Origin of the sequence: Methylorubrum populi (assembly GCF_002355515.1) — a bacterium.
In the GTDB taxonomy this organism is placed as follows: Bacteria; Pseudomonadota; Alphaproteobacteria; order Rhizobiales; family Beijerinckiaceae; genus Methylobacterium; species Methylobacterium populi_A.
Genome location: NZ_AP014809.1, coordinates 806,233 through 825,000 on the forward strand (window position 1 = coordinate 806,233; position 18,768 = coordinate 825,000).

At 63.4% G+C, this 18,768-nt stretch carries 22 protein-coding genes; 20 read left to right on the plus strand and 2 right to left on the minus strand.

All coding sequences use genetic code 11. From position 1 onward, the window contains the following. The first annotated feature begins 98 nt into the window (after positions 1 to 98). The 17 genes from MPPM_RS03680 to MPPM_RS03765 all read left to right on the plus strand — a co-directional run bounded on the left by MPPM_RS03680 (position 99) and on the right by MPPM_RS03765 (position 14,934). Complete coding sequence (locus MPPM_RS03680; RefSeq protein WP_197705067.1) at positions 99 to 392, plus strand: hypothetical protein; 294 nt, start codon at positions 99 to 101, stop codon at positions 390 to 392. Next, a complete protein-coding gene (locus tag MPPM_RS03685) occupies positions 389 to 1,306 on the plus strand; it encodes a DUF7146 domain-containing protein (protein ID WP_096483897.1) in 918 nt (305 codons plus the stop codon). Before MPPM_RS03680 ends, MPPM_RS03685 begins: the two co-directional genes overlap by 4 nt. Next, entirely contained in the window at positions 1,299 to 2,507 is a 1,209-nt protein-coding gene (locus MPPM_RS03690; RefSeq protein ID WP_096483898.1) for an ATP-binding protein, read from the plus strand. Before MPPM_RS03685 ends, MPPM_RS03690 begins: the two co-directional genes overlap by 8 nt. Before the next feature lie 837 nt (positions 2,508 to 3,344). Then, entirely contained in the window at positions 3,345 to 4,850 is a 1,506-nt protein-coding gene (istA, locus tag MPPM_RS03700) for an IS21 family transposase (RefSeq protein ID WP_096483900.1), read from the plus strand. Then, entirely contained in the window at positions 4,850 to 5,581 is a 732-nt protein-coding gene (gene istB, locus MPPM_RS03705) for an IS21-like element helper ATPase IstB (protein ID WP_096483901.1), read from the plus strand. The genes istA and istB overlap by 1 nt, the downstream gene beginning before the upstream one ends. A 781-nt stretch (positions 5,582 to 6,362) precedes the next feature. Further along, on the plus strand, positions 6,363 to 6,614 hold the full coding sequence (locus MPPM_RS03710) for a hypothetical protein (protein WP_096483902.1): 252 nt from the start codon (positions 6,363 to 6,365) through the stop codon (positions 6,612 to 6,614). Positions 6,615 to 7,077: 463 nt separating this feature from the next. Next, a complete protein-coding gene (locus MPPM_RS03720; RefSeq protein WP_096483904.1) occupies positions 7,078 to 7,467 on the plus strand; it encodes an NAD(P)/FAD-dependent oxidoreductase in 390 nt (129 codons plus the stop codon). A gap of 13 nt (positions 7,468 to 7,480) precedes the next feature. After that, the gene (locus MPPM_RS03725) at positions 7,481 to 8,005 is read left to right on the plus strand and encodes a hypothetical protein (protein WP_096483905.1); all 525 of its coding nucleotides are present in this window, start codon (positions 7,481 to 7,483) and stop codon (positions 8,003 to 8,005) included. A gap of 89 nt (positions 8,006 to 8,094) precedes the next feature. Continuing rightward, entirely contained in the window at positions 8,095 to 8,247 is a 153-nt protein-coding gene (locus MPPM_RS27785) for a hypothetical protein (protein WP_157914100.1), read from the plus strand. After that, complete coding sequence (locus MPPM_RS03730; RefSeq protein WP_096483906.1) at positions 8,244 to 8,585, plus strand: hypothetical protein; 342 nt, start codon at positions 8,244 to 8,246, stop codon at positions 8,583 to 8,585. The genes MPPM_RS27785 and MPPM_RS03730 overlap by 4 nt, the downstream gene beginning before the upstream one ends. Next, positions 8,585 to 10,075 (plus strand): hypothetical protein, encoded by a 1,491-nt coding sequence (locus MPPM_RS03735; protein ID WP_197705068.1) that lies wholly within the window; start codon positions 8,585 to 8,587, stop codon positions 10,073 to 10,075. The genes MPPM_RS03730 and MPPM_RS03735 overlap by 1 nt, the downstream gene beginning before the upstream one ends. Positions 10,076 to 10,101: 26 nt before the next feature. Continuing rightward, positions 10,102 to 10,431, plus strand: coding sequence for a hypothetical protein (locus MPPM_RS03740; RefSeq protein ID WP_157914101.1), 330 nt, complete (start codon positions 10,102 to 10,104; stop codon positions 10,429 to 10,431). Continuing rightward, positions 10,431 to 11,114, plus strand: a complete 684-nt coding sequence (locus MPPM_RS03745) for a hypothetical protein (protein ID WP_096483908.1) — start codon at positions 10,431 to 10,433, stop codon at positions 11,112 to 11,114. Before MPPM_RS03740 ends, MPPM_RS03745 begins: the two co-directional genes overlap by 1 nt. 139 nt (positions 11,115 to 11,253) lie before the next feature. After that, positions 11,254 to 12,210 carry a phage protein gene (locus MPPM_RS03750; RefSeq protein ID WP_157914102.1) on the plus strand — a complete coding sequence of 319 codons (957 nt, stop codon included), beginning with the start codon at positions 11,254 to 11,256 and terminating at the stop codon, positions 12,208 to 12,210. Beyond that, positions 12,207 to 12,530: a hypothetical protein gene (locus tag MPPM_RS03755; RefSeq protein WP_096483910.1), complete on the plus strand. Its 324-nt coding sequence runs from the start codon at positions 12,207 to 12,209 to the stop codon at positions 12,528 to 12,530. Before MPPM_RS03750 ends, MPPM_RS03755 begins: the two co-directional genes overlap by 4 nt. Continuing rightward, the gene (locus MPPM_RS03760) at positions 12,527 to 13,045 is read left to right on the plus strand and encodes a hypothetical protein (protein ID WP_096487703.1); all 519 of its coding nucleotides are present in this window, start codon (positions 12,527 to 12,529) and stop codon (positions 13,043 to 13,045) included. Before MPPM_RS03755 ends, MPPM_RS03760 begins: the two co-directional genes overlap by 4 nt. Next, entirely contained in the window at positions 13,045 to 14,934 is a 1,890-nt protein-coding gene (locus tag MPPM_RS03765; protein WP_096483911.1) for a phage tail tip lysozyme, read from the plus strand. The genes MPPM_RS03760 and MPPM_RS03765 overlap by 1 nt, the downstream gene beginning before the upstream one ends. A 40-nt stretch (positions 14,935 to 14,974) precedes the next feature. Here the strand turns inward: MPPM_RS03765 and MPPM_RS27790 are convergent, their stop codons facing one another. Both MPPM_RS27790 and MPPM_RS27795 read right to left on the minus strand, forming a co-directional pair. Next, entirely contained in the window at positions 14,975 to 15,808 is an 834-nt protein-coding gene (locus MPPM_RS27790; RefSeq protein ID WP_157914103.1) for a hypothetical protein, read from the minus strand. A 413-nt stretch (positions 15,809 to 16,221) separates the two neighbouring features. Beyond that, positions 16,222 to 16,713 (minus strand): hypothetical protein, encoded by a 492-nt coding sequence (locus MPPM_RS27795; RefSeq protein ID WP_157914104.1) that lies wholly within the window; start codon positions 16,711 to 16,713, stop codon positions 16,222 to 16,224. Positions 16,714 to 17,065: 352 nt separating this feature from the next. On the opposite strand from MPPM_RS27795, the gene MPPM_RS03775 reads away from it, so the two are divergent. The 3 genes from MPPM_RS03775 to MPPM_RS03785 are packed head-to-tail and all read left to right on the plus strand — an operon-like array spanning position 17,066 to position 17,996. Next, on the plus strand, positions 17,066 to 17,389 hold the full coding sequence (locus MPPM_RS03775; protein WP_157914105.1) for a hypothetical protein: 324 nt from the start codon (positions 17,066 to 17,068) through the stop codon (positions 17,387 to 17,389). A 26-nt stretch (positions 17,390 to 17,415) separates the two neighbouring features. Beyond that, positions 17,416 to 17,601 carry a hypothetical protein gene (locus MPPM_RS03780; RefSeq protein WP_096483913.1) on the plus strand — a complete coding sequence of 62 codons (186 nt, stop codon included), beginning with the start codon at positions 17,416 to 17,418 and terminating at the stop codon, positions 17,599 to 17,601. Beyond that, on the plus strand, positions 17,598 to 17,996 hold the full coding sequence (locus tag MPPM_RS03785; RefSeq protein WP_096483914.1) for a hypothetical protein: 399 nt from the start codon (positions 17,598 to 17,600) through the stop codon (positions 17,994 to 17,996). Before MPPM_RS03780 ends, MPPM_RS03785 begins: the two co-directional genes overlap by 4 nt. Positions 17,997 to 18,768 lie beyond the last annotated feature (772 nt).

The following is an 18,768-nucleotide window of genomic DNA, read 5'->3' on the forward strand; positions in this document are numbered from 1 at the left end:
CTCGTTCTTCAAGCGGATTGGCTCCGCCGTCGGCACGGCCTAAGCGCCGAGCAGGCGCGTGTTGTCGCCAGTCTCGCCTTCGCTACCGGGAGGCGCGCATGAGCGTGTCCCCCTCTACCCTGATCCCAGCTTCCGATCGCTGGGGACCGTTCGCGGATGACCTCGATCTAGCCGAGCGACGTGCCCGTCTGCGCGCGTTGCGGAGTGTCGTCCATCTCCTGATCGGCCCCCGCGCTGGTCAGTTGAGAGCGTTGCTCAAGGAAGCGGAAAACGATGCGGCGTTACTATCAGCTGCCTTGAAGGCTCTCGATGCGCTTGCGCCGCTGGACCGGCGCCGCGTGCTCGCCTCGTACGCTGCAATCGAACGGCCCAGCCCGGAGGTGCGCCGATGATGGACCTCCGCACCGCTGCGCATCGGCTCGGCGGCGAGGTGTCGGGCCGGGGCATTGTCTGCCCTGGCGTCGGCCACAGCGCCCGCGACCGCTCTCTCAGTGTCGTCTTCAGCCCGTCGGCACCGGGTGGCTTCTTGACCTTCAGCCATGCCGGCGACGACCCACTCGCCGCAAAGGACTTTGTACGGCAAAGGTTGGGGCTTTCGCTCAGCTGTGAGCAGAAGGTGTTCACGGAGGTCAGGCAGGCCGCATCGGCGCAGCCGCTCGATCCGGAAGCCGGAAAGCGCCCAGCCGATCACTCGGCACTTGCCCTCCGCATCTGGCGTGAGGCTCGAAACCCGGCAGGCACACCTGTCGAGAGCTACTTAGCGCGTCGTGGACTTGGCCTGCCTGCCAATCCGGGCGAAGTGCTGCGCTATCACGATGGCTGCCCCTTCGCAGGCACTTATACGCCGGCAATGGTTGCACTGGTCCGCAACATCCGCACGGACCGACCGCAGGCGATCCACCGAACCGCACTCTCCCTCGATGGCCATAAGATTCAAGTGGCAGGTCGGGACCGTGCCGCCCTCGGACCGATAGCCGGCGGCGCCGTGAAGTGGACCCCCGACGCCGAGGTGACGACCTGCCTCGGCATCGGCGAGGGCATCGAGAGCACGGCATCGCTTCAGCACCTCCCCGAGTTCGGGGCCTCGCCGATCTGGTCGGTGCTGAACGAGGGCGGCATCTCAGCCTTTCCGGCCCTGGCCGGCATCGAGTGCCTCTGGATCGCGGTCGATCATGATTCCGCCGGCGAGCGTGCCGCCCGCGCCTGCGCAGGCCGGTGGCGCTCCGACGACAGGGAGGTGTTCGCCGTGAAGGCGAAGGCGCCCGGCAGCGACCTCAACGACATCCTGCAGGTGCACCATGTCTGAGCCTGCCTACTCCATCGAGCGCCTGAGGCCCCGAGCCGCCGACCTTCCTCGCCCGCGGCAGAGCACGCCAATCGAGCTGCGCTGGCATGGCGATGCCGATCCGAATGCCGACCGGGCGTGGCTGATCCGCGAGATGATCGGCCAGACCGGCAAGGGCTTGCTCGCCGGGCAGTGGGGCGGCGGCAAGACCTTCGGCGCCCTCGATCTCAGCGCATCCGTGATGACGGGGCTGCCTTTCGCGGGCCGAAAGGTCATGCGGCAGGGCGGTGTCTTGTTCATCGCCCCCGAGGGCGCCTTCGAGATCCCGATCCGCCTCCGCGGCATCGTTCAAGGCAAGCTCGCCGAGCATGCACCCGAACGCCTGCCGTTCGCCTGGATAGAGGAATGCCCCCGGCTCCTCGATGGGGATGCGGTTCCGCAGCTCGTTGAGACCGCGAAGGTTGCCGCCGAGCACCTGGCTGAGGCGTTCGACCTCCCGCTGGCGCTGATCATCATCGACACGATGGCAGCCGGTGCTGGCTTCATGGATGAAAACAGTGCCGCCGAGGCACAGCGGGTGATGAACGCCATGGAGGCCCTGAGTCACCAGACGGGTGCCTTCGTCCTCGGGGTCGATCACTTCGGCAAGGCGGTCGAGACTGGAACGCGGGGCTCCTCAGCCAAGGAAGCCGCCGCAGATGTGGTCCTCGCCATGCTGGCCGAACGCGATCCTGCCGGTAGCATCAGCAAAACACGCATGGCCGTGAGGAAGGTGCGAGGCGGCCGTTGCGGCTACGAGATCCCCTACGAGTTGGAAGTCGTCACCGTCGGCGAGACCTACGACCGGGAGCCGATCACGACCTGCATCGTGCAGTGGCAGACGGATCGGACCTCAGCAGCAGCCGCCGCAGCAGTGAAGGAGCGGTGGCCCACGTCTCTCAAGGTCTTCAGGGAGGCGCTGAACACCGGCCTCGCAGACCACAGCATTCGCGCTTGGCCATTCGGCGCCGGGGGGCAGGAAGTCAAAGCCGTCGCCGTCGAGCGGGTTCGCGAGGCATTCTATGCCACTTACCCTGCAGACGGCAGCGATGAGGCCAAGCGGGCGGAGACCAAGCGGCGCACCTTTAACCGAGCCCTTTCTGGCGTCACCGGAAGAGGGTTGGTAGGATCTATCGAGCTGAGCGGAGTCGATCATCTGTGGCTGAAGCTCGACTCCGCGTAGGGTTAAAACCTACTCAGCCTGACCATGCCAATTATCTTCTCCGACCTAAGACAGATGCGCAGTGATCAACGTTCAACGACCTTGCTTCTGTGGCATCAGATCTTGAGCTTGCTTGACTGCCTCTCGGCAGCCCTGATCACCCTTAGCGTTCAGGTCCACAGCACGCTGAAGAGCCATCTTGGCCTGAGAAACCTTGTCTTCGGAGGAACGCTCCGATGAAGCCTTAGCGTCTCCGCCTTTCGCTGCGTCCGCCGCAGCAGTCGGACGATTCTCTGACTGCCGGCGTACATCCTCAGGCGAGGTCGCAACGCGTCCGGCCGCAACGCTATCAGCTTGGCCCGTACCAGTGGCAGCGCCGACTGGTCCCGATACGCCGCCAACCGTGCCCGGAGACCCCCCGCTCTCACGGGATGCGCCGCCTTGCTGTGCCCGATCCGTCTCAGAACTTCCAACTGGCTTGGCCGTGTTGCCGGTCGCGGTGCCCGTTGTGGCGCTCTTACCAACTGTATCGTTGGGGCCTTTCTGCTGACCGTAATCTGGCTCCGAGACCGGCGCACCCAGGCCGACCTGCGTACCAAGTTCGCGCTTCAGTTTGGCGATGTCGTCCGTGCAGGGGCCGCCTTCCTGAGCGAATGCGGTAGGGGCAAAGCTGATGGCGGTCAGCGCTACAGCCCCGCAAAGTAGGTGCAGTCGGGACATTGGTTTCCTCCAAGGCTTCTTGGGTATCGGCGTGGAAAAAGGACCCGGCTGAGGGGCTGATCGGCGCCCAATAGGGACCCACCCCGCCCCCGTGCATCTCTTGCTCCCTACCGCTCACGGTCAGGGAGCCAGCCGGGGATGTTGATCGTGGAGACCATCGCCAAGATCCGACGCTTGTTTCGTGAGCACCGGAGCATCCGGGAGATCTCGCGCGAGCTGCGCCTATCCCGCAAAGTCGTGCGCAAGGCGCTGCGCTCGGACAAGACCGCCTTCGCCTACAAGCGCCAGCACCAGCCCCGGCCGCAACTCGACGGACACATCGCGCGCCTCGACGTCCTGCTGGCCGAGGAGTTGATCAAGCCCAAACGCGAGCGCCTCAGCCTCACGCGCCTGTTTGAGGGGCTACGGGCGGAGGGCTATGCCGGCGGCTACGACGCGGTGCGCCGCTACGCGCAACGCTGGTTTGCGGAGCATGTCGCCACCGCCGCTGGTGTGTTCGTGCCGCTCGCCTTCGCGCCGGGTGAGGCCTACCAGTTCGACTGGAGCCACGAGACCATCCGACTTGCCGGCATCACCACGCAGGTCAAAGTCGCCCATATCCGGCTCTGCCACAGCCGGCTCTTCCTGCTGCGAGCCTACCCGCGTGAGACGCAGGAGATGGTCTTCGACGCCCATGAGCACGCCTTCCGGTTCTTCGGCGGCTCCTGCAGGCGCGGCATCTACGACAACATGCGCACCGCCGTCTCGGCAATCTTCGTGGGTCGCCAGCGCACCTTCAACCGCCGCTTCCTTCAGCTCTGCTCGCATCACCTGACCGAGCCCACCGCCTGCAACCCCAGCGCGGGCTGGGAGAAGGGACAGGTCGAGAACCAGGTGCGCACCGCCCGCAACCGCTTCTTCAAGCCGGTCCTGCGTTTCGAGACGCTGGTCGACCTCAACCACTGGCTCGAGCAGCAGTGCCGGCTCTGGGCTTCCACCGCGGTCCATCCGGTTCAACGCGACCGCACCGTCCAAGCGGTCTTCGAGACCGAGGACCAGCCGGCGCTGATCCCCTACCGCGGCGCGTTCGACGGCTTCCACGAGGTCGAGGTGGTCACCTCCAAGACCTGCCTCGTGCGCTACGACTCCAACCGCTACTCGGTGGCCGCCCGCGCCGCCGGGCGACACGTGCAGCTGCGTGCCTATGCCGACCGGATCGCCATCTTCCTCACCGGCCAGATCGTGGCCGAGCATGCGCGTTGCTTCGGCCGCTACCAGACCGTCTACGATCCCTGGCACTACCTGCCCGTGCTGGCCCGCAAGCCCGGAGCGTTGCGCAACGGCGAGCCCTTCCGTGAGTGGGACCTGCCCGGCGGCTTGGCTCAGATCCGCGAGCGGTTGCGTGCACATGCCGATGGCGATCGGCAGTTCGTCGCGATCCTCTCGGCCGTGCCCGAGGCAGGCCTGGGGGCGGTCGAGGCTGCATGCACCGCCGCCTTGGCCGCGCGTCTGTTCAGCGCCGATGCGGTGCTCAACCTGCTCGCGCGCAGCCGCGAGAGCGTCCCCCCTGCGCCGGTGCCAACACCCGCCAGCTTGACGCTTGGGGTCGAGCCTGCGGCGGATTGCGCGCGCTACGACGGCCTGCGCGCTCTGGAGGCGATCTGATGGAGCGACACACCGTCGTCGACCTGATGGTCAAGCTCAAGCTGCGCGGCATGCGCGCCGCCTACGACGAGATCATCACGCAAGCTGGCAAGCGCGGACATGCGCCAGAGCGGGTCGTGGGGGATTTGCTGGCCGCGCAACTGGCTGACGTGGAGAGTCGGGCCACGGCCTACCGCATGGGCAACGCGAAGTTCCCGGTCCTGAAGACGCTGGCCGAGTTTGACCTGACCGCCTCGCCGGTGAACGCGGCGATGGTGCGCGACCTGCACCAGGGCAACTTCCTGACTGACAGCCGCAACGCGGTGCTGATCGGCGGCACGGGCTCGGGTAAGACGCATCTGGCCATCGCGATCGGGGCGAACTGTGTGCGGGAGCGGGAGGCGCGGGTGCGCTTCTTCAACACGGTCGATCTGGTCAACCAGCTTGAGGCAGAGGCGCGGGCAGGCAAGGCCGGCCGGCTGGCCTCACAGCTGGCACGGATGGACCTCGTGATCCTGGACGAACTCGGCTACCTACCGTTCCCGCGCGCTGGCGGGCAGATGCTGTTCCATCTGGTCAGCCGGCTCTACGAGCGAACCTCGATGATCGTGACGACGAACCTGCCGTTTGGCGAGTGGCCGAGCGTGTTCGGGGACGCGAAGATGACAACGGCGCTACTCGACCGGCTCACGCACCACTGCGATATCCTGGAAACGGGCAATGCCAGCTGGCGGCTGAAGACGCGCAGCTGAGTGCCGATTGTCTCAAAGAGCCGAGGCCCGATCCGCCGTCAGGCTGGAGACGAGGCCGATGCCGCTCCGCTGACCCGACCGGCTGCGCGGCATCGGCCTCTGCGTCGGCGCTCATACGCGGCGGGTGGGTCCCTTTTGGACGCCGATCCTGGGTCCCTATTGGACGCCGATTGACACTTCTCGTTGGCTCCTGCTCAACCTCGCATGCTGACGCAGGTTCAGTTGCCGGAACCGGAACGAAGAGAGACGAGCGTCGGCTTTCCGGTCATGTTGGCTTCCATTCGCCTTGCCGATTGCGCTTTTATCCTAGCTGGACATCCACCGGGACAAACGGGACACTCCTTAGTGTCCGTGTCCCGTTTGTCCCGCTCTGGACCCCGGACAAACAGGACAAATGTCCCGAATGTCCCGTTTGTCCCGGCATCGCCGGCGCCTCGGAAGCGTGGAGGGGATGAATCGCTCAGGACCCGGTTGAGATTGGGTGCGGTGCGGGTTCGGATGGACCGTACACCGGTAAGACAGCAGTACGGTCATAGGGGCGTACCGTGGATTTCAGGGGCCTGATGAGGGCAGCGTGCATAGTCAGCGCCGCTGGAAAAATCCGTTAGGAGGAAACAGCGGCGCCGGAAGACTGCATTGGCGGAAACGCTCTCCGCCCGCTAACCCAATTTAGGTAGTTGTGTGAGCAACTTGCGCGTGGAAGATATTCCCTACCCACGGCGCGACCCACATTGCGAGGCAATTCTGCTCTCGATCGCGGCTCTGGGCGGAGATCGCGGTCATGTTCGCCCGATCGAAGGAACTGCCTGCTGACAGCATGCAGGCGCATATCATCCAAGTGTACAGCTTCAATGAAGCGCAACCGCCGGCCTTCCGGTACGCGGTGCTGGCCACAGACACTCGGGAAGCGATGGCTGCCGTCATCCGCAAGCTGGATTTCTGCGACACGGCAGAAGTCACGCACGATGTGCTCGACCCGGTTATTGCCGAGCAGATCGGCTTACAACCGGGCCAGCCTCATCGCCTCCCATAGGTCTGCTCAGCAGGATCACCCTGCTCCGTAGCCGCCTTTGGCGTTGTCGGACGAGTGATCCGGCGACTGCTGATCGTACCCACCGGTCTGCGGGCCGGGCTTCTCGCCCTCTACCGTCGCCGGTCCGGTCGGCCCAAGATCCGGCTCTTCATCCGGTTTGCTGACCTCGCCAAGCGGGCGGCCAGGCGGCACTGAACCTGTCGCCTCTGTATGCACCTTCGAACCTGACACGGCGAACCTCCTTGGCTTCGATCAAGGTAAGGTCGCGGTCCGCTGCGGGGTTCCGGCCAACAGAAGGCCGACAGACGCGCCACAGAAATCGTTGAGATGAGGGCTAGTTGAACGCCAGCGAACCCTGGCGAATTACTACGAACAATAATCGTCCAGATTAGACTCTTGGAACGATTTCGACTATATTGGCTTGATATCGTGAACCATCGCGAGATTTGGCGAAGATCATCGGATGTCGCGTCACCCGAAACAGCGCAGTGCCCTGACCAATGGCGCCCGGCCGTTCCTTCTTCCCGTGCCCGGCACGACGGAGGCCGCTCGCCGCTACAAGGACGTCCTGGATGCCCTGGAGGCTGAGCGCGGAGGCGCTGTGGCCATGACAGTGACCCAGCGCGAGGCAGCCCGCGCCTATGCTGGGCTCTCGGTCCAACTGGCCCTGATGCACGCCGACGTCGCGGCCGGGCGCCCCGTCGATCCCGAGGCCATGGGGCAGATCGGCGACCGGATGGACCGGCAGGCCCGCCGGATGGGTCCACCTCAGTCCCCAGCCCGGCAAACCTTCGAACAGCGCCTTGAGGTGCGGAGGGTTCGAACTCTCGCCGCCCCCGGCCTGGCCAGCTGACTAGGAGCGCCTCATGGCACCCACACCGATCAACATCACATTCGGCACCATCGCGGGCTACACGGTCCGCGCATCAAAGCGAGCCGCATCAGCAGGCGATAGCGTTGGCGGACGCACGGCCATCGTCGTCACGCTCAGCAACGGCACGAACACCTATGAGGCTGCCGTCTACAACGACGACACGGACGGCAGCGGCAAGGCGCTCGCAGCCGGCTATGCTCTTATCCGGGGCTTCGCGGCCATCGGGGCATCGACGTCGCTTGGCGCTCCCGGCGGCACGCCCGCGCAGGCATCGAGCAGCACATCGCCGTTGCTGGTCTACACGAGTTCGGCCCCGCTCACCCCTGGCATGCCCCTGCCGGCCGGCCGTGGCGCCTTGGTGAAGGCGAGCGGCACTGTGCTGCTCAAGCTCGCGGGCGGCGGCACCTATCCCGTGTCTGACGAGACAGGCGGCTCAGGAACGCGGTTCGACAACCTCGCCGTGATCGATGCGGACGTGTCGGGCTCCCCCGGCGCGACCGTCTCCATCCTCTACTGACGGGGGAGAGCATGTCATTCGAGTATGCTCCGAAAGACCGCCCCATCGACATCTGCGCACGTCGGGCTGGCATTGACGATGCCGCTCCCGTGCGTTGGTTCCTCCGCTGCAAGTGGGTGCCGGGCGGCAACTCGTCCAACGATGCTGCCCTCGGCGCCTGGGGCGTGTCCTACAAGCCCGGCCACTGGCGCGGCCTCGCCTCGGGCTACGTCCCGACCGGCTGGCGGGAGGCGTCGCGATGACCGACACCCTCGCCCTATGCCGGACCGTCCAGCGACAAGCCGAGCGCGCGTTGCAGGATGTGCTTGTCAGGCGTGGCGATGCGATGCCCGAGGCGGACCTGCGCGAGCTTGCAGAGGCAACGACCGCGCCCTTATGGCGACTGCCCCTGATGGCAGCGGCGATACTGCCGCCGTCCGCTCGCATGAAGGCTTTCGAGGCCGCGCGCGACGCTGCTGCGCTGGCCTACCGCAACGCCACGGGCCGGGAGCTTGAGCCTGCCATTGCGACAGCACTTGCCGAGGACGCGGTTGCGGCGTTCGGACGGGAGGCGTCGGCTTTGGCGGTGAAGGCCGGCTGATGCGGCGCCTGATCTCCATGCGCGAGGCTCTGGAAGATCCCGAGGTGTTCGGGAAGATCCTTCCGGGCGACTCCTGGGCCTATTGGCGCGCGGTACTGATCGCGAGCCAGGGCGAGCCGCTGAAGCCCGAAGAGCTTGAGATCTACCGCGAGCTGTCGGGCCGCTCCGTGGCGCCAACGAAGCCGTTCAAGGAGCTTTGGGCCGTCTGCGGGCGCCGTGCCGGCAAGACCCGCGCCCTCGCAGTTGGCGCCTCCTACTTTGCGCGCCTGATCGACTACAGCGACAGCTTCGGCCCCGGTCAGCGTGGGCGCCTTCCGATCATGGCTGCCGCGAAGGACACGGCTCGCGAAGCCTTCAACTACCTGCTCGGCATTTTCCTTGAGGTGCCGTGCTTCACGGAAATGCTCGACGGGGAGCCGACGGCGGACACGATCCGCCTGCTGAACCGTGTCGATATTCAGGTGATGACGGCGAACTATCGCACGGTGCGCGGCCCGACCCCTGTGGCGGCCATCTGCGACGAGATCGCCTTCTGGCACATCGAGGGCGCCGCCAACCCCGACAAAGCGGTTCTGAATGCCCTCCGGCCGGGTCTCGCGACGCTCGGCTCGCCACTGTTCGTTCTGTCCAGCCCCTACGCGCGCAAAGGTGAGCTGTGGCGGGCCTACGATCGGCACTACGGCAACGACGCCAGCAGCCGCGTGCTCGTCGTTCAGGCGCCGACGCTCACGATGCACAAGAGCGAGACGCTGGCTGACGAGAGAGCTGAAGCCTTCACGGACGATCCGGCATCGGCGGCGGCCGAGTGGGATGCCGAGTTCCGCAAGGACATCGAGGCGTTCGTCTCCATCGAACAGGTGCGGGCCTGCATTGAGGGAAAGGCGACGGAGCATCCCCCGGAGCCCGGCAGGCGGTATCAGGCGTTCGTGGACGTCTCCGGCGGCGGTGCCGATGCGATGGACCTCGCGATCGCGCACCGCGAAGGCAAGCTGGCAGTGCTCGACGTTGTGCGGGAGGTTCCGCCCGGCACCTCCCCCGCGAAAGTGGTCGAGACCTTCGCCGAGATCCTGAAGGCTTATGGCGTCCGGCGGGTCCGTGGCGACCGCTACGGCAAGGAGTGGGTGCAGGAGCGCTTCCGCGAGGCCGGCATCACCTACGAAGAGAGCACCCTGTCGAAGTCGCAGATCTACGCGGCATGGCTCCCGGTGCTGAACAGCCAGATGTGTAGGCTGCTGCCGATCCCGAAGCTGGAGCAGCAGCTCGTCTCGCTGGAGCGCAAGACCTCGCGCGGCACCGGTCAGGACATCATCGACCATCCCCAGCGCAAGGGCGCGCACGACGACATGGCGAACGCAGCCTGTGGCGCCATCGTCATGTGCTCACAGGGGGCGCAGCCGCTCATCGTCACCAAAGAACAAGCTGCAGCCTTCGGAGTGGCTAAGCGGCGCATATCCATCCGCCCGAATGCAAGGATGCGCTCAGCTTACTGAAAAAAGCCAACGCAGGAGAAAATACTATGACACCCAAAAATCTGACGCCCAAAATGATGGACCGCATCCTTGAGCTTTGCGTTCCCAAGCTCAGCGAAGAGGATCTGCTGATTTTGGAGGGGAAGCTTGCGAAGATGATCCCGGCGGAAACGCTTGCCGCCGACAGTGCTCTCAAGCGGAGAACATTGCTCGCGATGGATAGCCGCAAGCGCGGTACTGCTTCACATCGGCAGTATGCCGGCCGAGCACTCTCCGTGACGGAGCAGAAGGCCCTCGCCAAGGACGCTTCGCCAATCCCGGCGGTCGATGTCGGTGTCCTTGAGGCCATGTTCCCGAACATGAAGCGGATGCAGTGATGAGCCGCCTCGCACTCAAGCAGGAGGGGTCGCGCGATCCCTCGCGCGCCGCCCTTGCGGACGCGATCGCCCGTCTGGCCGAGCGCCAGGTCGAGCGCGATCGGATCAAGGCGGCTTTCGATGCCGCTGAGCAGCGCGGCTTGGACCTTTACCCAGAGATCGACGCGGCCGAGGTAGCGGTCCAAGAGGCGACAGCCCTTCAGCGTGACGAGCTTGTCGCGTCTGTGATGCGCGGCGACGAGGTACCGACGAACCGGCGGCTGTCAGAGGCTGAGGCGCGGCTGGCAGCAGCCCACCAGCAGCAGGCTGCCATTCGAGAGGCCAGGAAAGCCTTGCGCGTCGATCTCGACAGCTTTGAGGAGTCCGTACGCCTCGCCGGGGGGACGGTTGCCGAACACGCTCGCATCGTCCTCTGGCAGGCAATGCCCGACCTCATTCGTGCGGCTGAGCCGGTTCGGCGGCAGCTTCGCCAGATGGTCGAAGTCCTGAAGCTCATCACGGACAATCGACCTCACACGCTGGTCGCCAATGATCCGCGCAGCGACTACGAGACCGCGCTGTCTTTCATGCGCCCCGTTCTGATGGTCGCCACAGATAGCCCAAGCGGCGACGCTGCGGCTTGGGCGGCGGTGTTCGACAGCCTGCTCACGGACCCGGATGCGCCTCTGCCCACTATCGGCTGAGGCCCAAGAGATCGGCGCACAGGCGTCGCCGGTAGCGGCTAGTCGGGCAGTGCCGCCGAACAAGTAACCCCGACAGCCGGCACGCCTCCTTTTCCTGTTGCGGAGGCGGTGGCCGGCACCTCGCACGTGAGTAGCGCCGATGGCTGAGCAGTACCTACGCACTGTCCGACTCTTCGCTGATGGCCGCGAGGTTTTCAGCGCGCGTGAGAAGACGGGCGAGGCACCGGGCGCGCTTCGCATCCGGTTCCAAGTCCAACAGATGGACGCAAGCAAGCCGAATGTCTGTAGTGTCATCGTCACCAACCCTGCACCGTCCAGCGTCAAGACCTTCATGCAGGAGCGGAAGAAGATTAGCCTGTCCGTCGGCTACCAGAACCACGATCAGGTCGTCTTCAAAGGCGAGATCATCCAGACACGATCCGGCCGCGAGGACATCACCGACACCTACATGCACGTCATCGCACGCAGCATGGATCGGGCCCGCAACTATGCAACTGTGAACCAAGCGCTTGCTGCCGGGCACACGTACCGCGACCGCATCGACGTCGCCGTGAAGGCGATGCGCGAGTACGGCATGGAAGTCGGCCACATCGCGGACCTTGGCAACAAGAAGTTCCCCCGCAACTACATCGCCTTCGGCATGGCGAAAGACCTGCTGCGCGAGGTTTGTGAGGGTGCTGGCGCATCCTGGAGCATTCAGAACAACGTCTTCCAAGTGGTGAAGAACGATCAAGCGCTGCCTAACTCGCGGGTTGTTCTGAACAGCAACACTGGCCTCATCGGAAGGCCCGTTCAGACGATCCAAGGCGTCGAAGGCCGCGCCCTGCTCAATCCCATGCTCAAGCCCGGCGGTCTGGTCGAGATCAACGAGAAAAGCGTCGAGCAAGCGACGATCAATCCCGCCTATCGCGGCGAACAATACAATTCGATGATCCAGCGCATCGCAGCTGATGGCGTCTATAAGCTGTATGTCGTGGAGCACATAGGCGACACGCGCGGGCTAGAGTTCTACACGGACTTCATCGGCATCGCGAACGGCGATCCTATCTCCAAGGCGCTCGCCTCCCGCGGCATCAGCGACGCGGAGGGCGCATGACCGCCGAGATCGCGCATCTCCCCCTCTGCTGTGCCGGCGAGCATGTCATCCGGCATGAGTACCGCTACTCGCGGGTTGGCCGCATCGAGATCATGGTGGGCCGCGTGGTCTCGACGGACACGTCGCGGTTCGCAGTCTACTTGCAGGCGCCGGGCGTCGAAAACCAGCTCGTGGCGACGGTGACAGGCGACGACCTCGACCGCATTGGCGATTTCCTCGACACGCTTTGGAAATCGGTTGAGACCGCGCTGTACTTTGCGCAGCAGCACTCTGACGATCTGCTTGCCGCTGACGAGCCGCAGCCTTGGGGGGCGGCATGACGGTGAAGCGGACATCGAGGAAAGATCCGATCGAGCGCGTGCTGGCGATGCTGCGGAAGAGCCGCGTTCTCGTTGGCATCCCGGCCGAGGCTGGTCGAGACGGCGGCGGCCCCTCGAATGCCGTCCTCGGCTACCTCCACGAGTACGGCGAGCCGGAGCGCAACATTCCGGCCCGGCCGTTCCTCCGTCCGGGCGTGGAGAGCGTCGGAGAGAAGATCGTAGAGGAGCTACAGCGCGGCGCGCAACGCGCTGTGGCCGTCGTGATTGGTCCCTCCGGTAGCTTCGAGCAGGCCATCCCCGAGGTGGACCAAGCGCTCCACCGGATTGGCCTCGTGGCCCAGAACGCAGTGCGCGCTCGGATCTCTGAAGGCATCCCGCCGCCCCTGTCGCCCCGAACGATCTACGCGCGGCTGCACCGGAAGAAGGGGCGACGCAGCGGGGGCGAGATGAAGCCCCTCATCGACAGCGGCCAGCTTAGACGATCCGTGACATATGTAGTCGAGACGAGGCGGTGATGGCAGACAAGGTTCTCGAAAGCTTCTTCCTTTCGCTCGGCTGGAAAGTCGATGAGGAGAGTCAGCGGAAGTTCAACGACAGCGTCAAGGCGGTCAGCAAGGTCGCGACCGGCCTCGCCGCAACCTTCACCGGGATGGCGTTGGCCGCTACCGCCGCTGTGGCCAAGGTGGCTGCGAGCTTCGACACGCTGCTCTTCGTCAGCCAGCGAACCGGCTCCTCCGTTCAGGGCATCAAGAGCCTGCAATATGCGTTCTCGCAGCTCGGCGGCTCGTCGGAGCAGGCGACAGGCTCGATTGAGAGCTTTGCGCGCTCGCTGAGGACCAATCCCGGCCTGCAGAAGTTCATCGGCGACCTTGGCGTTGCGACCATGGAGGGCGGCAAGGCGCGCGACAGCGTGGAAGTGCTGCTCGACAGCATCGACGCCATCAAGAAGCGCAATCCGTACTATGTCGGCGCTCAGTACGCCGAACTGCTCGGGATCGACGAAAGCACGTTCAACCTGCTCTCGCGGCAGATGGATCAGCTGAAGACCTTCCGCGCCGAGTACGACCGAATTGCCAAGGCCATCGCTCTCGACAACGAGGAAGCCGCCAAGGCCGGCGCCAGCTTCCAGCGCTCTCTGACGTCGATCTATGCCATCCTTTCAGCGGTTGGACAGAAGTTGCTCATCGAGCTTGCGCCGGGACTGGAGCGAGTAGCGAAGGCACTGCTTGGCTGGTTCGAGGCACATCCGCAGGAAGTCGCCGAGGCCCTGGCCAGCATCCACCGAGCGGTAGAGACCTTCGCCAAGAGCGTCGAGAACGGTGACCTCGCGCGCGGCTTGGAGCGGATCGGAACGAGCGTCCTGGCCATCGGCAAGGGGCTCGAATCCATCCTAGGGCTTATGGCGAAGCTCGGGCTTGTCGGCAGCGGCGACAGCGTGCTCGGCCGTGGCTTCACGCACCTGTTCGGCAGCAAGGAAGAAGTGACGGGCCAGATCGAGCGTGACCTGAACCGGCAGCGGGAGGCCGAGCAGCCCGGCCTGCTCCGTCGCGGCTACAACTACCTGCGCCGCAAAATCGGCCTTAGCACTGATGAAGGCAGCGGTGCTGGTGCGGGAGCCCCGCAGGATGCGCCTGGCGGCTCCAAGGCGTCGATCGCAGGCAAGACCTTCCGTGAGAAGGCGCCGGGCGTGATGAAGCGCCTGATTGAGGACTTTGGCCTGTCCAAGGAAGAGGCCGGCGTCGTGCTCGGCAATCTAGGGCACGAGAGCGCTGGCTTCACCGCTTTCGAGGAAGGGGGCAACGGCCCCGGCCCTGGCTGGGCTCAGTGGACCGATCCCGGTCGCAAGCGCCGGTTCTTCGAGTACGCAAAGCAGCGGGGGCTCGATCCGAAGAGCGACGAGGCGAACTACGGCTTCCTCCGCTGGGAGCTTCAGAACACGCATAAGGGTTCGATCGCCGCGCTCAAGCGAGCCGAGACGACCGAGGAGAAGATGCGCGTCTTCGAGCGCGACTTCGAAGGTGCGGGCGTCAAAGCCTATGGAAGCCGCAACAAATATATGCGGGACGCCATCAAAGCGTTTGACGATGCGCAGAACCGCCCGCTGCCGCCGCCTCCCTCGAACGACAACCCCAGCCCGGCCATATCGCAGGCCCCGCCGCGAAAAATGCAGATGCCGGGCGGCGGCGTGTCGGCGGAGCAGTTCGATCGGATGTTCCTGTCATCCCCGCCCATGGGCGTCGGCGGCAGCACGACGACCACGAATGATCACCGTAGCATCACCATCCAGAACGACGTGACGCTGCAAGGAACGGGTGACGGGCGGTCAGATACACAGCGGTGGGAACTTTCAATGGAGCGCTACTCGTCAGGTGCCCTTCGCGACGCTCAGACCGCAATCCGATAGCAGAAAAGATTTTCATGAAAGCTGGTGAAACCGCTCCCCGCTATGGCACAGACCCAGTACTCGGCTTAGTGTTCATGCCCTTATTCTTTTCTTCGATTGCCTTCTTTTCCTCACTTCGCAGAAGTTCAAGCTGCTTTGACTGAGCATTCATGCCTTCTTGCAACTGCTTGATCACATCCATATATTTTTCGTGCAATTTCTCGCGCTGAGTAGCTATATCTACTCGCTCCTTAATTAATGCATCATTCATCTGCTTTCGCTCTTCTTGCGCCGAATTGTAAACTAAATATGACGCTAGCAGCAGCATCGCTGCCGGCAGCACAAGAGACATATTGGAAATCCACCACATGCGCTCGACACGAGACTTGGTCGGTGGAGTAGAAGGCTCAACGGCCAATGAGCGATCGACACCGACAGATGCTTCGTAAATTCTTCCCACCACTTTGGTCTCAATATCTTCATTATCAATGAATACCGACTCGCGCAGAGCGACTGGCGCATAAATCTCGATCAGATCTATAAGATCTTCGCCTTTGATGCCCAACTTTTCAAAAGCTGCAGTTATGACCTCAAGTGAGATATTAAGACTCGAATATCTTATGCCCCTGTACTTGATGATTAGTGGAACACCAACCCCGACATGCGGACGCAGCAACTCTGCTAGAGTGCCACCGAACCGAGATTGAATTCTGTTTTCCTGTCTCCGAACGAAATTATCAAATTGAGCCGGCCCTTCGGAACTTGGATCAGAAGAATCTAGATCGTACCGACGAGATGCCTGTTGCCAGAAAAGAGACCTACTATCAGACCGCTTAGAGCGATCTAACCCTTCAACTCCAGCGAATTTAAACTTTATATCAACAATTATTCGCATTCTCAATCCCTGCTATTTATCGAAACTGTGCAAAAACTTTGACCGGCTCAATCTATCGGCTTGATGGCCAAGCACAAACTTTGGCCCACTCGTTCACCCAGCAGCCGCCACTCTTCCGCATGGTGCCGAGAGGCGACTGTGCGTGAGAGGCCCTTGGCTCCTCATTCCAGTACCCCTCTGCGGATGCGCCATCAGTCGCGTTCACGATGGCAAAGATCGGTGAGCGACTGGCATCGCCAGTCCCGACCGAGAGACTACCATCCTTTTCGCGGTCGGCATTGCACTGTCCAAACGTGAACGCCTTGCCGTCTACCTCAATGAGGCAGCGAGCCTGTTTCGCGTAGACGGCAGCTGGAAAAGCTATCAGGCAGAACGCAATCGCGAGGCGCATGACTTAACCCTCACTACACCAATTATTTCAGGAGCTTGAGATCAGGCACTGACTTGAATGTGTCTCGTCCAGCTTGGTTAACTTCCATTCCGCACAGGAGCTGCGACACTCGTTTCGAAGCGAAAAATCCAGGCTTATCCCCACCTCCGAGATCATAATGCAGTGTATGTCCGGCCATGACATGCGCACGCGGATCGTACCGAGGGATTTGCTTGGGCTCGTTGGGAACATCCATGGTGACATGGACAGAGAATTTCCAGCTTTCTGGATGATTAGATGCCGGTATTCCGCCGGAATACTCCGCCCGTATTTCTTTTATATCAGATAGATACGTGTTGAGCGGCGCACAGTTTCGAAGAAAAATCTCTACGGCCCGCCGGATCTCGTTCTCAGAGGCTCCAGCACCAGTTGATTTGACGACAACGGGCGGACTAGCGGCAAGACTCTGCGAGGCAAACATGAGATTGCTCGGCACAGCAGCAGTGCCGAGCAGCAGTAAAATCTTCGGAGTCATGGCGTGCCTCAGGATCCTTCACCAACAGCGGGCGCGGTAGAGGCAGCCTCAGCTAGATCCGAGGAGGCCCTTCTGAGAAAGCCATTCAGTAAGGGCACCTCGGATCGCCTCTGGTCGCGATGGCTTCGGATCGGGCTGAGTAGCGATCCATGCATCGAGCGGCTCCAGTTGCTCTGCATGTAGCCTGACCTGCACAGGTACGCCCTGGCCGGTGGGAGCCGGGCCGCGCCGTTTCTTTGGTTGCAGGGTTTCTTGCGCAGCCATGAAAACCATGGTACCAGAGATGCGGCCCGACGGGAAGGTGGAAGCTCCCGCATCGGGCCTGACCAGCAACGTCGGTTGAGGACGTCCCATGGCTACCCATCACCCTACAACACCGGCACGAGCCGGTGAACGGTCTTGCTCGCCCAAACCACAGATCGGCCCCGTCACGCAGGCCCTGCGGGTCATGCTGGCAGCAGATCCGGACCAGCCCCGCATCCGCGCGCTGCGCCGCGCCATTGCCGATCGCATCGAGGCGGACATCGCGTTGCTCGACGCGCTGATGCCCGACTGCGATCTCGAAGACGGCCACGACACAGAGGGACTGACCGACGACAACGGCATCGGCGACATGGACGGGCTGAACGAGCAGTTCGCCGGCACCCGCTATGCAATCGGCGGGAGGTACGCTTGAGAGACGCGGCATCTGCCGTCAGGGGCATGGAATACCTGATCCGCGACTTCGCTCGCTACGGCGATCTCCTGGTGCTCCTCTCGACTACGGAAGGGGAGATTGACGGCGAGGTGCTTCGCCTCATCGGCTTCAAGATGGCCGTGGACGGCGAGAACCTGAACAAGCATTTCGATGACGCCTTGAAGCTCTTTCCTGCGGAGGCACGTCGATGAGCGAATCCGCGTCCCGTCGCGGCTTCCTCCGCGATCTCGCCACGCTTCCGCTCATCGGCGGCAGCGTGACGCTCATCGGCACCCCGACTGCGGTCGCCGCCCCCATCACGGAAAGCCTGCTCGACAGCTACGACGCTTGGCTTGAGTACGAGCGGCGCTGGCTTCAGTGGGAAAGGAATAAGGGCACCGAAGCCATCTATCGGATGCATCTGCCATTCGTGATGCAGATGTACGACGCCGAGCATCGACCGAAGGGCGAGCCCAGACCGTGCGACTACATTCCGGCGGCCAATGCCGGGGCACAGTTCCACGGCATGGGTGAGCCGCCCGCCTCGTCCCGCGCCGCTCTCGTGTTGAGCGCGGTCGGCTGCAACTGGCGGGAGGGCGGACTATGAGGCTATCTCCAGCCCGAGGAGCTTGGTCTGAAATCGCCGACATGGAAAGCGGCGTGAAGGATGTGGAACGGTACGGCCTCATCCTTCAGCACTTGGCCGAGTCCCCTTTCGCGCTTGAAGGGTCGGAATTGCACCTCGTTGCTGACTTGCTCAAAGCGCACGGCCAGAAGCTCGCTCAGCAGTGGAACGCTGCCCTTGCGGTAGCGGTCAGGTGTGAGGGCCGGTCATGCGATTGATTCGAGCCTATCACGCAATGGCGCACGTCCGGCTGGCGGTTGGCTTGCTTCACCTCTCGCTGGGCTTCGGCTGGCTCGGCGAGTGGCTGTGGCACCAAGCTAAAGGGCAGATGGACCGTGCTGCCGAGATCGCCACTCGAACGGGGATTGCACGTCAATAGCTCATGGCCCGGCCGCGCAGCGGCCGGAGGACTCGCCAACTTGGCGACTGCTTGCTCGGGCCGTCCCAACCTCACTGCCGTCCCGGTTCGCACACATCCGACATCGCTTTGTGGGTTCAGATGTGGGTAGAGCTACTGACTAAGGATCTAAACCAATGCAAAACAACAATATTTTCAGTGAAGCTGGCGGACGCTCCCTCCGCCAGTTTCAAGCCAGAGCTTTCGATCCCGACCGTCTCGTATCGACCCGGCAGTCCTGCCGATGCATGAGCCGCGCGACCTCGCTTCATCGCGAAAGACCGGGCTTCTCCTTCGTCCCCGCGCGCAACCACCTTGCCTTCGGATGGCGTAGGGCAGCGGCGGTCGACCGATCAG